Annotated in this window: 14 protein-coding genes; 5 read left to right on the top strand and 9 right to left on the bottom strand. The window is 45.5% G+C overall.

Features of this window, described 5'->3' with window-relative positions; all coding sequences use genetic code 11:
• Window positions 1-3 precede the first annotated feature (3 nt).
• The 7 genes from CSW98_RS16065 to glyQ all read right to left on the bottom strand — a co-directional run bounded on the left by CSW98_RS16065 (window position 4) and on the right by glyQ (window position 8,016).
• On the bottom strand, window positions 4-492 hold the full coding sequence (locus CSW98_RS16065) for a gluconokinase (protein WP_100801552.1): 489 nt from the start codon (window positions 490-492) through the stop codon (window positions 4-6).
• 29 nt (window positions 493-521) lie between these two features.
• A complete protein-coding gene (locus CSW98_RS16060) occupies window positions 522-1,844 on the bottom strand; it encodes a TRAP transporter large permease (protein WP_100801500.1) in 1,323 nt (440 codons plus the stop codon).
• Window positions 1,837-2,391: a TRAP transporter small permease subunit gene (locus CSW98_RS16055; RefSeq protein ID WP_100801499.1), complete on the bottom strand. Its 555-nt coding sequence runs from the start codon at window positions 2,389-2,391 to the stop codon at window positions 1,837-1,839. Before CSW98_RS16055 ends, CSW98_RS16060 begins: the two co-directional genes overlap by 8 nt.
• Window positions 2,392-2,446: 55 nt before the next feature.
• Entirely contained in the window at window positions 2,447-3,463 is a 1,017-nt protein-coding gene (locus CSW98_RS16050) for a TRAP transporter substrate-binding protein (protein WP_100801498.1), read from the bottom strand.
• Between the two features lie 212 nt (window positions 3,464-3,675).
• Window positions 3,676-4,923, bottom strand: coding sequence for a valine--pyruvate transaminase (locus tag CSW98_RS16045; protein ID WP_100801497.1), 1,248 nt, complete (start codon window positions 4,921-4,923; stop codon window positions 3,676-3,678).
• 106 nt (window positions 4,924-5,029) lie between these two features.
• Window positions 5,030-7,096, bottom strand: a complete 2,067-nt coding sequence (gene glyS, locus CSW98_RS16040) for a glycine--tRNA ligase subunit beta (RefSeq protein ID WP_100801496.1) — start codon at window positions 7,094-7,096, stop codon at window positions 5,030-5,032.
• 2 nt (window positions 7,097-7,098) lie between these two features.
• Window positions 7,099-8,016 (bottom strand): glycine--tRNA ligase subunit alpha, encoded by a 918-nt coding sequence (gene glyQ, locus CSW98_RS16035; RefSeq protein WP_100801495.1) that lies wholly within the window; start codon window positions 8,014-8,016, stop codon window positions 7,099-7,101.
• 209 nt (window positions 8,017-8,225) lie between these two features.
• Here glyQ and CSW98_RS16030 point away from each other — a divergent pair, with 209 nt between their 5' ends.
• Entirely contained in the window at window positions 8,226-8,501 is a 276-nt protein-coding gene (locus CSW98_RS16030) for a hypothetical protein (protein WP_198517354.1), read from the top strand.
• Window positions 8,502-8,504: 3 nt separating this feature from the next.
• Here CSW98_RS16030 and tusA read toward each other — a convergent pair whose 3' ends face one another.
• On the bottom strand, window positions 8,505-8,753 hold the full coding sequence (gene tusA / locus CSW98_RS16025) for a sulfurtransferase TusA (protein WP_100801493.1): 249 nt from the start codon (window positions 8,751-8,753) through the stop codon (window positions 8,505-8,507).
• A gap of 108 nt (window positions 8,754-8,861) precedes the next feature.
• Here tusA and CSW98_RS16020 point away from each other — a divergent pair, with 108 nt between their 5' ends.
• On the top strand, window positions 8,862-9,806 hold the full coding sequence (locus CSW98_RS16020) for a LysR family transcriptional regulator (protein WP_100801492.1): 945 nt from the start codon (window positions 8,862-8,864) through the stop codon (window positions 9,804-9,806).
• Window positions 9,807-9,934: 128 nt separating this feature from the next.
• On the opposite strand, the gene acuI is transcribed toward CSW98_RS16020, so the two are convergent.
• Window positions 9,935-10,915 carry an acrylyl-CoA reductase (NADPH) gene (gene acuI / locus CSW98_RS16015; RefSeq protein ID WP_100801491.1) on the bottom strand — a complete coding sequence of 327 codons (981 nt, stop codon included), beginning with the start codon at window positions 10,913-10,915 and terminating at the stop codon, window positions 9,935-9,937.
• A 178-nt stretch (window positions 10,916-11,093) separates the two neighbouring features.
• Here acuI and CSW98_RS16010 point away from each other — a divergent pair, with 178 nt between their 5' ends.
• Genes CSW98_RS16010 through hemG form a run of 3 tightly spaced genes read left to right on the top strand, consistent with a single transcriptional unit; the run spans window position 11,094 to window position 13,740 of the window.
• Window positions 11,094-11,711 carry a YigZ family protein gene (locus CSW98_RS16010; protein ID WP_100801490.1) on the top strand — a complete coding sequence of 206 codons (618 nt, stop codon included), beginning with the start codon at window positions 11,094-11,096 and terminating at the stop codon, window positions 11,709-11,711.
• 35 nt (window positions 11,712-11,746) lie between these two features.
• Window positions 11,747-13,204, top strand: a complete 1,458-nt coding sequence (locus CSW98_RS16005) for a TrkH family potassium uptake protein (RefSeq protein WP_100801489.1) — start codon at window positions 11,747-11,749, stop codon at window positions 13,202-13,204.
• Window positions 13,205-13,212: 8 nt separating this feature from the next.
• Window positions 13,213-13,740: a menaquinone-dependent protoporphyrinogen IX dehydrogenase gene (gene hemG / locus CSW98_RS16000; RefSeq protein ID WP_100801488.1), complete on the top strand. Its 528-nt coding sequence runs from the start codon at window positions 13,213-13,215 to the stop codon at window positions 13,738-13,740.
• The last annotated feature ends 213 nt before the right edge of the window (window positions 13,741-13,953 follow it).

The raw sequence follows: 13,953 nt of genomic DNA, 5'->3' as shown, positions 1-13,953 counted from the left end.
ACCTTAGGCTAAATGAGCCAGAATATAATCAATAATTTGTTGTGGTGACTGTCTGATATCGACATACAGGGCTTCTTGTTCATCCGGTTCAATCAGGGTATTAAATTGGCTTTCCAACATGGACGAACCATTAAAATAATGCCCTTCTCGTTTCTGATGTCTTGACCAGATGGTATCGAAATCTCCTTTTAAGTAGATAAAATGGAGATCTGTTTTCCCTTCTCTTAGTTTGTCCCGGTATTCCGGCTTCAGGGCTGAGCAGGCAACAACCAGAGAATCTTTTTCTCTGAGTAACTGGTTCAGGGTGGTTAGCCATGACTGGCGATCAGTATCTGTCAGTGGCTGACCACTTTGCATTTTCTGCACATTTTCCTGTGAGTGGAAATCATCTCCATCAAAGAATGGAATACCAAGAGCTTTTCCTAGCGCTGCGCCAATAGAGGATTTACCACACCCAGAAACACCCATAACGACATATTTATGATTCATAATTATTCTCTCTGTTACTTTGTGGATAAGGGCTATTGCCACCAGAGCGCCAGCTCAGGGAATATAATAACCAGAGCCAGAACACTGATTTGCAGTGCGATAAAAGGAAGCAGAGAGGTGAAAATTTCTCCCAGACTGATGTCTTTTGGTGCAACAGATTTCAGGTAGAAGGCTGCCGGACCAAACGGAGGTGACAGGAATGCTACCTGCATATTCAGACAGAACACTACACCAAACCAGATCGGATCCATACCCAGACCGGTAATGATGGGTACGAAGATTGGCATAGTCAGCAGAGCAACCCCTACCCAGTCAAGGAACATGCCCAATACAAACAGAATAACCATCATGATCAGCAGAGTACTCATGGCATTACCACCACTCAAAGCCAGAATAGTCTGTTCAACAAAGTCAATTCCCCCCATCAGGTTGTATACACCGACCAGAGCTGAAGCCCCAATACCTATCCACATGATCATGCCACAGGTTCGCATGGTAGCTATGGCAGACTCTTTTACCATTTTGGTATTCATCTCACCACGGATCCATGCACTGATAGCAATACCGACAACGCCCAGAGCAGATGCTTCGGTCACTGATGCAATACCTGTGTATATGCTGCCCAGAACTGTAGCAACAGAAAGTAGCGGGAAAAATAGTGCCTTAAAATAACTTGGATGGCTTTTGGCGTCTTCAGCCAACTCGTCTTCAGAAGGCAGAGGTGCCAGCGCCGGATTAATCCGGCAGCGGATCAGTACGTAGGCAACATAGAAGAGAGCCAGAATAAATGCGGGTAAAAATGCGGCCTTAAATAGCTCGCCGATAGAAACGGATGCAGATAATCCGTAGATGATCAGTACGATACTTGGTGGCAGCATGGTTCCCAGTGCTCCGCCAGCACAGGTTGTACCGATAGCTAGTTTACGGTTATAGCCCAGACGCAGCATTTGTGGCAGAGCCAGTATCCCCAGCAGAACTGTTTCACCACCGATGACTCCGGACATTGATGCCAGCACGACTGCGACCAGCAGGGTTTGTACGGCTACGCCACCACGGACTTTTCGGCCGACATTCTTCATGGCATCAAACAGATCCCGGGCAATACCGGAACGGTCAAGCAGGGCTGCCATTAATACAAACATGGGGACAGCCAGAAAAACATAGCCGTTTACAAAGCTGAAAATACGGCTGGTTACCAAAGGTAAGGCGTCAATACCAAACCAGCCATAAGTAAATATCAGAGCAACCAGACCGGTAACAAAAGCCAGTTGCATACCGGTCAGCAGCAAACCAATCATCAGCACAAGCATCAGAAGGCTGCCGTAGGCGATACCTATAGAAGATAAATCAAACATCTTTTTCCTTCCTTAGTGCTTGTATTTCATTGACCAGGTGTAAAATAAACTGCACAAACATAATGCAGACAATAAGCAGGATCAGTCCTTTCAGCAGAGCTGGGAATGGCGGGTTCCAGGCGGTGCCTGAGGTTTCCAGGTGTACGTCTCCCCATGGAGTAAACCAGGAGTTGGCAACCATCTGGTAAGCCCCGTAGATCAGCATACCGGAGAAAAGCAAGCCAGCGATATGATGGAATAAGTTCAGATAGTGTCTGGTACGACGGGAAACAATATCGTATACCAGTACAACTCTTACGTGTTTATCGGTTGCCAAAGCATAGGCTCCGCCGATCACAAACAGTGATCCACCGATAAAGGATGCGGTTTCATGCACCCATATGGTCGGGGAGTCGAACAGATAACGACTGAGAACTTCATAAAATGAAATAAGAACGGTAAAGACAAAAAGGTAGCTCAATACTTCACTTACCCGGGCTATCAGTCGATCGAGAATATTGTGGGGCATTTCTGCTACTTTTATATCCGTAGTGTCTGGATTTTTCATAACGTTTTATCCGGAGAATAGTGAGGGGAGGGAAAATGCCCTCCCCAAAGGCGGTTTACAGCAGACCTGCGTCTTTCAGGTACGCAGTAATCGAGTCATAGACTTTTTTAGCATTCGGTGATTTTGCTGCATATTTTTCCCATTCCCCCATAGCGATCTGACGGAATTTTTTGCGTTCTTCCGCTGGCCAGTCATGAATAGTGATATCTGGATTTGCCTGTGCTTCTTTTACTGATTTAGCATCAGCAATGCGCAACTGAGTGGTAATATCCTGAGCAAAATCACGAACGGAAACCGTCATGATTTCCTGCAAATCTTCTGGTAGCTTGTTCCATTTTTTCTGACTCATGGAAATATCAATCATTGGCAGGGAGTGGAAGCCTGGCTGAACAGGATGGGTTGCTACATCATTCATACCCGCTTTCTGGTTGGTGGAGAACACGGTATAGTCAGCGGCATCAATAACTCCTTTGCTCAGACCGGTAAACACTTCAGAGCCGGGCAGATTAACCGGAGCAGCACCGGCAGCAGCAAATACCTGTTGTACCAGGCCTTCAGGAGCACGCAGTTTCAAGCCTTTCAAGTCCGCGACACCATCCAGAGGCACTTTGGAGACAAAAGATTCCACGCCGGTTGTTGAGCCACCCACGTATTTAACACCGTATGGTGCATACAGTTCAGTCATCAGCTCATAACCACCACCATAGTTAATATATTCCAGTAACTGACGGGTGTCGGACCATGCGCCTACCATATTACCAATCAGGCCAAAAGCCGGATCCTGTCCGGAGAAGTAACCGGTAGCAGTGACATGACCGTCAAGTACGCCCATCTTTATCGCACCGAGAGTTTCTGTGTGTTTCACTACTGCGCCAACGGGGAGCAGATCGATATGAATACGTCCGCCTGACATTTTTTCCAGACGCTCAGTCCATTCTTTTTGTACCTGAAAATTTTTATCGCCAGAAGGATCACTGGACTGGAATTTAAAATTAAAATCCGCAGCCAGTGCCGAAGTAGACAGCAGAGCAGTAGCAACGGTCACGGCGAGGGTTTTTATAGTGAGTTTCATAGGGGTTGTCCTTTTGTTTTCGTCATATAGCCCGAAATGTTACCGGGAACATTGGTGATGTTATCGGTAACATTGTGTTAATTCTAGTAGATTAGTCACATTTTGCTAACACAATGCTTATTTTGTGATCAAAAAAACAAAAATAAAGACAAATACAGAAAGGAACGTTAAGTGGTATGCAGGAACATCACTCAATGTTCCTGCTAAAAGTATTACAGTTGGTAGGCTTTTTGGATTTCTTCTGCGATGATACCGATTCCATCCCGAATACTGTTTTCATCCTGAACATAGTTCATTCGAATACACTGGTGACTGTGCTGCCAGGTGACTTCCTGACCAAAGAAGAAATATTCTCCCGGAACAATCAATACCCCGCGGGCTTTTAGTCGTTGGTACAGATCCATGGTTGTTATCGGTAATTCATCCAGCCATAACCAGAGGAAGATGGCTCCTTCCGGTTTATGGATACGAAACCTTGGGTCATCAATTGCAGCCTGAAGCTGTTGTACAGCAAAATCTGCTTTCTGTTGGTAATAAGGTTTGATGATGCTGTCGCTGAGATGCAGCAAATCACCAGACTCGATCATATGGGTACCGATTGCCGGCCCAATTCCTCCAGGAGCTAGGTTGATAATTCCGTTCAGATTACTCATAGCGGTAGTAATTTCTTCACTGGCGATCACTATACCGCAGCGAACACCGGGAAGTCCGAGTTTTGATAAGCTCATGCACAGGATGGTATTTTCATTCCAGAAGGGTTTTACATCCTCAAAAATAATATTTGGAAATGGGGTGCCGTAAGCGTTATCAATGATCAGTGGCAGATTATTGTGCCGTGCCAGTCGATCCAGCTTTTCGATTTCTTCGTCGGTCAGAACATTGCCGGTCGGGTTGGTAGGGCGGGATACACAGATAGCAGCGACAGCATCATCAATTTTAATTTGTTCAAAATCCACATGGTACTTGAACATGCGGTTGCCCAGCAGTTCGATTTCCGGCTGGTACGAGATAAAAATATCATCATTGACACCGGCATCACTGTAGCCGATATATTCCGGAGCCAGCGGCAGCAGGATTTTCTTATGGGAGCCGTCTGGTTGTTCTCCCGCCAGCAGGTTAAACAGATTGAAAAACGCGCTCTGGCTACCATTGGTCAGGCTGATGTTCTTTTCACTGATGTCCCAGCCATAGGTATCACGTAGTAATTGTGCCAGTGCTTTCACAAAGGCATCTTTACCCTGCGGGCCATCATAGTTGGTCATGGCTTCTACCAATTTTCCGTTTGCCAGCATATCGCTACCGGCCTGATGAAAGTAATCGAGCATGGTCGGGATCGCAGCTGGATTACCACCACCGAGCATAATGGCTCCCGGTGTGCGCAGACCATCATTCAGGTCATCCATTAGCTGTGTGATCCCAGAGTGCTGGGTAAACTTTTCACCAAATTTAGAAAATTGCATAGCTCATTACCTAGTCATTGTTTCGTTTAAGTATATGTATAAGTTTGGCTGAACGAAAAAGCCCCGTTCTGATGAACGGGGCTTTAGTTCACGTGAAATAACCCCGTTATTTCTGCAGGAGCGAGATATCGGCGATTTGCAGGAACAGGTTACGCAGGTTGTTCAGCAGCGTCAGACGGTTTTTCTTCAGTGCTTCATCGTCGGCCATTACCATCACTGAATCAAAGAACGTATCCACCGGCTCACGCAGTGCGGCCAGTTTGTTCAGTGCATCCTGATAGTTACCGGTCGCAAACGCAGGCTCCAGAGCTTCGGTCATTACCGCAACATCTTCTGCCAGTGCTTTTTCTGCGTCTTCCTGAAGCAGTGCCAGTTCAACGTCATCTGCCAGTTCGCCATCAAATTTAGCCAGAATATTACCTACTCGCTTATTGGCTGCTGCCAGAGATTCAGCTGCATCCAGATCACGGAAGTGAGATACCGCTTTCACACGCTGGTCAAAGTCCGTTGGCTTGGTCGGGTGACGAGCCAGTACGGCCTGAATAATATCTACACCGAAACCAGCATCCTGATACCATGTCCGGAAACGTCCCAGCATAAATTCTATTACATCAGATTCAACGTTTGTATTGGTCAATTTCTCACCGTACTGAGCTTTAGCTTCTGCAACCAGCTCAACCAGATCCAGGTTATAGCCGTTTTCAACGATGATACGCAGCACACCCAGAGAGGCGCGGCGCAGAGCAAACGGGTCACTGCCTTTTGGAGCCTGACCGATACCGAAGATACCGACGATAGTATCCAGCTTGTCGGCCATCGCTACGGCAGAGGAGATGGCACTGCTTGGCAGGTCATCACCGGCAAAACGCGGCATATACTGCTCATTCAGTGCAACAGCAACCGCTTCGTCTTCTCCGTCGTGACGCGCGTAGTGCATACCCATTACGCCCTGAGTTTCGGTAAACTCAAAGACCATTGAGGTCATCAGGTCACATTTCGCCAGTAGCGCAGCACGGGTTGCTTTCTCTACATCGGCACCAATTTGCTTGGCAATATAGCCAGCCAGCACAGCAATACGATCAGTTTTATCTTTGATGGTTCCCAATTGCTTCTGGAATACAGCCGTTTCCAGTTCCTGCAGACGATCAATCAGAGGGCGTTTACGGTCGGTGTTAAAGAAGAATTCGGCATCTGCCAGACGTGGACGAACGACTTTCTCATTGCCCTCGATAACATGACGAGGTTCTTTCGACTCGATGTTAGACACGAAGATAAATTTTGGCAGCAGGTTTTTGTTTTCGTCATAAACCGGGAAGTACTTCTGGTCGCCTTTCATGGTATACACCAGAGCTTCAGAAGGGACAGCCAGGAATTTTTCTTCAAAAGAAGCGGTCAGCACGACTGGCCATTCGACCAGAGAGGTCACTTCTTCGACCAAATCGTCTTCCAGATCGGCAATTCCACCAACAGCGGCAGCCGCTTTCTGGGCATCTTCAATGATAATGGCTTTACGTGCTTCGTAATCAGCCATAACCTTGCCGCGATCCAGCAGAATCTGTGGGTATTGATCGGCATGATCGATGGTAAACTCTGATTCACCCATAAAACGGTGGCCACGAATAGTGCGGGCAGATGCAACACCAAGGATTTCACCTTCAATCAGCTCATCGTCCATCAGCATCGTCAGTGTTTTTACCGGGCGAATAAATTGAGTATCTTTGTTACCCCAGCGCATTGGTTTGGCAATCGGCAGGTTCGCCAGTGCTTTATCTGCCAACTCAACGACCAGTTCTTTTGCTGTTTTACCTTTCACTTCCTGTTTAAACAGCAGCCATTCGCCTTTATCTGTCGCCAGACGCTCTGCCTGTGCAACTGTAATTCCGTTACCACGAGCCCAGCCTTGTGCGGCTTTGGTCGGATTACCGTCGGCATCAAACGCAACGGAAACCGCAGGACCGCGTTTTTCTACTACTTTATCCGGCTGACCTTCAGCCAGTTCGGTTACTTTCAGAGCCAGGCGCCGGGGGGCAGCAAACCATTTGATACTGGTATAAGCAAGATCTGCGTCTTTCAGTCCAGCTTTAAAGTTGTCGGTGAATGCTTCAGCAAGTGTACGGAGCTGAGTTGGTGGCAGTTCTTCCGTTCCCAGTTCAATTAGAAAATTCTGTGTCATGGTTACTTCTCCTCATCCTTCTTGCACATTGGGAAGCCCAGAGCTTCACGTGATGCGTAATATGCTTCGGCGACAGCTTTAGTCAGATCGCGGATACGCAGGATGTAACGCTGACGTTCGGTTACAGAAATAGCTTTACGGGCATCCAGCAGGTTGAAAGCGTGTGCAGCTTTCAGAATACGCTCATAAGCAGGTAGAGGTAACGGTCTATCTAGAGATAGTAGGTGTTTACTTTCTTTTTCGCACTGGTCGAAAAAAGTGAACAGGAAGTCAACATCAGCATGTTCGAAGTTATAGGTAGATTGTTCAACCTCGTTCTGATGGAAGATATCGCCGTAAGTGGTTTTTCCTAGCGGACCATCGGACCATACCAGATCATAGACAGAGTCTACACCCTGAATATACATCGCAAGGCGTTCGATGCCGTAAGTGATTTCACCAGTAACTGGTTTACATTCCAGTCCGCCGACCTGCTGGAAGTAAGTAAACTGAGTCACTTCCATGCCATTCAGCCAGACTTCCCAACCCAGCCCCCAGGCACCCAGAGTGGGGTTTTCCCAGTTATCTTCTACAAAGCGGATATCGTGTACGGTAGGGTCAATCCCCAGAGTTTTCAGCGAACCCAGATATAGTTCCTGAATGTTATCCGGAGACGGTTTGATGATGACTTGGAATTGATAGTAGTGTTGCAAACGGTTAGGGTTTTCACCATAACGGCCATCGGTCGGACGGCGTGACGGTTGAACATACGCTGTTGCAATAGGCTCAGGGCCCAGCGCGCGTAAGCACGTCATCGGGTGAGAAGTACCTGCACCCACTTCCATATCTAATGGTTGCACTATAGTGCAGCCTTGTTGTGCCCAATAATCCTGCAGCGCGAGGATCATACCTTGAAAGGTTTTGATATCGTATTTTTGCATAGTCAGGTTCGCGCGATTCTTCTGTTTTAGTCGAAAAAATAACGATCAAGTATACCGGGATATTGGCGCTGCGAGTAGAGGGAAATAGTGCTTATTTACTCACCATAACTGGTTTTTCATCATTTTGTTACTTTTATGGGAGATAACAAAAAGGCTAAGTAAAGAAGTATGGAATTGTTCTATGCTTAAATTAGGTATTGTGTGGAGGTATTATTATGCTGACGCGTTATATGGGAATAAGTCCACAAAGTCAGAGTTATATGTTTACTTTTGGTTTGATATTGACTTTGCTGGGAATGGTTTTGACTGATATGTGGTTGCCTATGGTGGTAGGAGCTATTGTGATGACTGGACTGGCGGTTGAGTCCTGGATTCGGGTGCAGCATATTATTCCTATGCATAAAGAAATGCGGGATATGCATCATCAGTTAGAGAAGATTCAGAAGCAGTTGTATTCCCGTCAGACAGACAATTCTGAATTGTAGATATTATTCCAGTCCCTTTTTAATAAGGTACAGGTAAGGCAATGTGTCTGTCTGTGCCTGAAGTAGTTGGTGATCCATAAAGCGGCAAAAGCTGGGAATATCTCGGGTGGTTGATGGATCATCTGCTCTAATCAGCAGTATTTCACCATCTTGCATTTTACGTATTGTTTTTCTGACCATCATAACTGGTTCCGGGCAGCGCAGCCCTTCGGCTTCAAGAATGTGGTGCACGGATGATTCGTCAATGGTCATGGTGAGATCCTTAATACTGCCAAGAGGGAGATCATACTGATGATGGGAAAATATGCAATAATCCTGAACATGATTAAATCCGGCGTTTAACGCCTGGAGAGGGCTGAAGTGGAACTGGAAGAAATATATCGCAGGGATTTAAATTTGTTGGTGGCGTTGCGGGTATTAATTGAAGAAGGTAGTGTCAGCCGTGCTGCTGAACGGTTGAACCTGAGTCAGTCAGCCATGAGCCGGGTTCTTGGCCGTTTGAGGCTGCTGTTGGATGATCCATTATTCACCCGTCAGGGACAAAAGCTATTACCAACCGAAAAAGCTTTAGATACGAACCGGGCCTTGAGTGAGCCGTTGGAATCTTTGCGGCAATTATTGTCCGAAAAGGAATTTATACCGGAAAACTGCAATCAAACATTTACCATCGCAACGACTGACTATGCGATGCAGACGATTTTACCTTTTGCGTTGCCGCGTATCTATCAAGAAGCACCGCATGTTTGTCTTAACTTTTTGCCGCTTCAGCATGAACAGCTATTAAACCAACTAACGGTTCAGGGGGCTGATTTGGCTATCTGTCGTCCTACTGCTCTTGTGGAACCACTTCAGCAACAGATTTTAGGTAAGGTTGGTGTGTTCTGTATGTTATCGAAGACACACCCTTTGGCGGATAAAGAGATGATTCTGGAAGACTATCTGGCTTATCCACATGCTATGATTGCGATTAGTGATGGAGTTAAGGCTTTGTTGGATCAGGCATTGGATGGGCAGCCAGAACGCAAAATGGTAATCCGGGCTTATCATCTGGAGGCTGCACTGGCGGTAATTGATACCATGCCTCTTATTTTGACGGTTCCGGCAGATCTTGCATATCTGGTGGCGGATAAATACAGGCTGATCATTAAGCCTTTGCCGTTTAAATTTACTCCGTTTGATTATTCGATGATCTGGCATCCGCGATACGAGCATTCACCGGCTCAGGAATGGTTGCGGAATTTGCTGAAAGAGGAATGTGGCAAACTGATTGCCAAACGGGTAGAAGACCTGAGGCTTGAAGGATAATTAGCGTTAGGCAACTCTGAGATCATTTGTAGTGCAGGACGCTGTCAATACATCCATGTAGGCTTGGACGCAGCATCCATGCTGCATACACCTGCTCTACAAACACCCTCAGATTTGTTTGACCTCTATTACAGTTTAATCACAACCCGGCCGGTTACCTGGCCATTGGTAATATCTTCAGCGTATTTCGGCGTGTCTTCCAGCGAGATTTCAGTACATGCCTGTTCAAAGTAACTTGCAGGTAATAATTCAGCCAGTTTTTCCCAGGCTGCGATGCGTTTTTCAGTTGGGCAGGCGACAGAATCAACACCTTGAAGACGGACATTGCGCAGAATAAATGGCATTACTGTGGTTGGTAAGTCGAAGCCTGAAGCCAGGCCGCAGGCTGCAACGGTACTGCCGTAATCCATTTGAGTTAGTAGTTTGGCCAGAATTTTGCTGCCTGCAGTATCAACAGCACCCGCCCAGATTTGTTTTTCAAGCGGACGTGCCGGTTCTTCAAATTCTTTGCGATCGATAATGCGGCTGGCACCCAGTTTTTCCAAGAGAGGACCATTTTGTTCCGTACGTCCGGTAACTGCTGCAACTTTATAGCCTAGTTTTGCAAGTAAGGTTACGGCAACGGAGCCTACACCACCACTTGCTCCGGTAACCAGTACTTCACCATCATCTGGGTTTACGCCACCATCTAGCAGAGCCTGAACGCACAGCATAGCAGTAAAACCGGCTGTACCAATCATCATGGATTTTTTAGCATCTAACTCCTTTGGTTGCGGAACCAGCCAGTCAGCTTTCAGACAGGCTTTTTCAGCCATACCACCCCAGTGATTTTCACCTACCCCCCAGCCAGTCAGTACAACTTCATCACCTTCCTGATAACGCTCATCAGCAGAACTAATGACTTTACCCGCAAAATCAATGCCCGGAACCATAGGGAAGTTACGCACAATTTTGCCTTTTCCTGTAATAGCAAGACCATCTTTATAGTTTAGGGATGAGTAGCTAACAGCGACCAGCACTTCACCTTCAGGTAGTTGGTTTTCATCGAGCTGTTCAATGGAAGGCTGGGTTTTCTTGTCTTCTTGGTTTAATACCAGAGCTTTAAACATAAAGGTCTCCACAATAAGCGGTAATATTTAAATGTTATTTAGGTTGTCCGGATAGAATAGAGGTAATTAATCTATGACTAAAGTGAAATATTATCATTTAATCTATGCTTACAACGCATAAATAGAAGTTGTGTTTATTACCATGTTAGACTCAGTTTTTTGCTGATTACTGAAGTTCATGAATGATCAACCTTATTTGATTCCGGCGGCACCGACAAAGTTTGTTGAAGAAATAAAGAAAAGTACCTTTATTACCTATCTGGCACATACGCCAAATGTAGAGTTAGCCAGGGATTTTGTTGCGCAGATAAAAGAGAAGCATGCGGATGCCAGACATAATTGCTGGGCATTTATTGCCGGGAGACCGGAAGATTCCATGTTATGGGGGTTCAGTGATGATGGTGAGCCATCTGGGACAGCCGGTAAACCTATACTGGCTCAATTAAGTGGCTCTGGTATTGGTGAAATAACAGCTGTGGTTACCCGCTATTCCGGAGGCATAAAGCTTGGAACAGGTGGACTGGTAAGAGCGTATGGCGGTGGAGTACAGCAGGCGCTTAAGACCTTGCAAACACTGGAGAAAAAAATCACCGTAATACTAAACCTACAGTTAGATTATGCGTTTATGCCACTGGTTCAGTCTATGATTTCTCAGTTTGATGCTTCTCAGAGGGATACTGATTTTGGTCAGCAGGTGGTTATGCTGGTGGAAATAGAAAAATGTCATGTGGCTGATTTTACTCAGACTATCATTAATAAAAGCAGTGCGAAGATTATTATAACTGAACAAATATAACGAGGAAGTGAGAAGCCTGGCTTCATAATACGATCATGCAATATCGTTCCATCATCCGTATCGTCGGGTTGTTACTGGCCCTGTTTAGTCTTTCTATGTTAGCGCCTGCTTCTGTGGCTCTGATATACAGGGATGGTGCTGGTGTTTCTTTTGTCAGTACATTTTTCGTGTTACTGCTGTTTGGAGGTGTTTGCTGGTATCCAAACCGAGAGCAGAAACGCGATTTGAAAGCGAGAGATGGTTTTTTGATCGTTGTCCTTTTCTGGACGGTTATTGGCAGTGCTGGATCGCTTCCTTTCCTTATTTCAGATAATCCGGATGTTTCTGTAACGGATGCTTTTTTTGAGTCATTTTCTGCTCTGACCACAACAGGTGCCACTGTTATTGTTGGTTTGGATGAACTACCAAAAGCAATTCTTTTTTATCGCCAGTTTTTACAGTGGTTCGGAGGGATGGGGATCATTGTACTGGCGGTAGCGATTCTTCCGGTTTTAGGTATTGGGGGAATGCAGTTGTACCGGGCCGAAATTCCGGGGCCGGTCAAAGACAGCAAAATGACCCCACGCATAGCGGAAACTGCAAAGGCTCTCTGGTATATTTATCTGAGCCTGACCATAGTTTGTGCCTGGGCGTTCTGGTCCGCCGGAATGAGTATATTTGATGCTATTTGTCATAGTTTCTCTACGATTGCTATTGGTGGCTTTTCTACTCATGATGCCAGCATGGGTTATTTTAATAACCCTGTAATTAATTTAATCACTGTGGTATTTCTTCTCATTTCCGGTTGTAATTTTTCACTACACTTTGCTGCATTCGGTTCCGGTGGTGTGCACCCAAAATATTATCTGAAGGATCATGAGCTGAGAGCTTTTTTTTTGATTCAGATTCTTTTGTTTGTTGTCTGTTTTCTTCTATTGCTGCAACATCAGTCTTACGATTCAATTTATGATGCCTTTGATCAGGCATTGTTCCACACGGTCTCTATCTCAACTACAGCAGGCTTTACTACGACAGGCTTCTCTGAGTGGCCATTGTTTCTGCCTGTGTTGCTTCTGTTTTCTTCTTTTATAGGTGGCTGTGCAGGTTCTACTGGAGGCGGAATGAAAGTCATCCGGGTATTGTTGCTGACCCTTCAGGGTGGGAGAGAGATTAAAAGGCTGATTCATCCCAGAGCGGTATTCACCATCAAGCTGGGGGATAAAGCATTGTCGCAGAGAGTTGTTGATGCGGTTTGGGGTTTTTTTTCGGCCTATGCATTAGTCTTTGTTCTCTGTATGCTTGCGCTGATTGCAACAGGGATGGATGAACTCAGTGCATTTTCTGCCATAGCATCAACATTAAATAATCTTGGCCCCGGATTGGGGGATGTTGCACTTCATTATGGCGATATTAATGACAGAGCCAAGTGGGTACTCGTTGTCTCTATGCTGTTTGGGCGGCTAGAAATATTTACACTGCTGATTTTATTTACCCCCACATTTTGGCGTAGCTAGGAGAAAAAGTGAAAAAAGTATTGTGTCTCTATTCAACGACTGATGGTCAGACAATCAAGATTTTTAAACATATACAGAAGAAACTTGTCGGCTACCAAAGCGAGTTGATGGATCTGCATGAAGCTAGTCAGATTGACTTTACACTGTATGACAGAGTGATTATCGGTGCTTCTGTTCGTTATGGGCGGTTAAATAAGAAGCTGTATCAGTTTATAGAACGAAACCGGACCCAGCTACAAAACAATAAAGTGGCATTTTTCTGTGTGAATTTAACAGCTAGAAAAGAAGCACAAAAGAAAGATACACCAGAAGGTAGTGTTTATATCAAGACCTTTCTGACGAAGTCTCTGTGGAAGCCTGAACTTATCGGTGTTTTCGCTGGAGCATTGCGTTATCCCAAATATAAATGGCTTGATCGTTTGTGTATTCAGCTAATTATGAAAATAACAGGTGGAGAAACTGATACGAGTAAAGAAGTTGAATATACCAACTGGAAAAAAGTTTCTTTATTCGCCATTTTAGTGGCTGATATGTGAGTAAAAGAGGTGTTTTATTTTTTTGTTGAATTTTTGTTCGAACAGAAGGAAATTATAAAAAAATAGCGAAAAAGCCTTGCCAATGTGATGGGGATCTCTATAATGCCGCCTCACTGACACGGCAGAGCCGACAAGGCCTCAGCGCAGAGTCAGTCAGGACGAAAGCTCTGGTGAAATAAATTTGAAAAAGTGTTTGACACTGACCGTTATCTC

It is taken from the genome of Vibrio sp. HA2012 (assembly GCF_002812955.1).
Taxonomy (GTDB): domain Bacteria; phylum Pseudomonadota; class Gammaproteobacteria; order Enterobacterales; family Vibrionaceae; genus Vibrio.
Note: the sequence above shows the minus strand (reverse complement) of the source record. Positions and strands in the feature narration are given on the sequence as shown.

Bases quoted from the DNA above. Each gene is read 5' to 3' on its own strand.
- CSW98_RS16060 (WP_100801500.1), bottom strand. From the start codon at position 1,844: ATGTTTGATTTATCTTCTATAGGTATCGCCTACGGCAGCCTTCTGATG.
- CSW98_RS16055 (WP_100801499.1), bottom strand. From the start codon at position 2,391: ATGAAAAATCCAGACACTACGGATATAAAAGTAGCAGAAATGCCCCAC.
- CSW98_RS16050 (WP_100801498.1), bottom strand. From the start codon at position 3,463: ATGAAACTCACTATAAAAACCCTCGCCGTGACCGTTGCTACTGCTCTG.
- CSW98_RS16045 (WP_100801497.1), bottom strand. From the start codon at position 4,923: ATGCAATTTTCTAAATTTGGTGAAAAGTTTACCCAGCACTCTGGGATC.
- glyS (WP_100801496.1), bottom strand. From the start codon at position 7,096: ATGACACAGAATTTTCTAATTGAACTGGGAACGGAAGAACTGCCACCA.
- glyQ (WP_100801495.1), bottom strand. From the start codon at position 8,016: ATGCAAAAATACGATATCAAAACCTTTCAAGGTATGATCCTCGCGCTG.
- tusA (WP_100801493.1), bottom strand. From the start codon at position 8,753: ATGACCATTGACGAATCATCCGTGCACCACATTCTTGAAGCCGAAGGG.
- acuI (WP_100801491.1), bottom strand. From the start codon at position 10,915: ATGTTTAAAGCTCTGGTATTAAACCAAGAAGACAAGAAAACCCAGCCT.
- CSW98_RS16010 (WP_100801490.1), top strand. From the start codon at position 11,094: ATGAATGATCAACCTTATTTGATTCCGGCGGCACCGACAAAGTTTGTT.
- CSW98_RS16005 (WP_100801489.1), top strand. From the start codon at position 11,747: ATGCAATATCGTTCCATCATCCGTATCGTCGGGTTGTTACTGGCCCTG.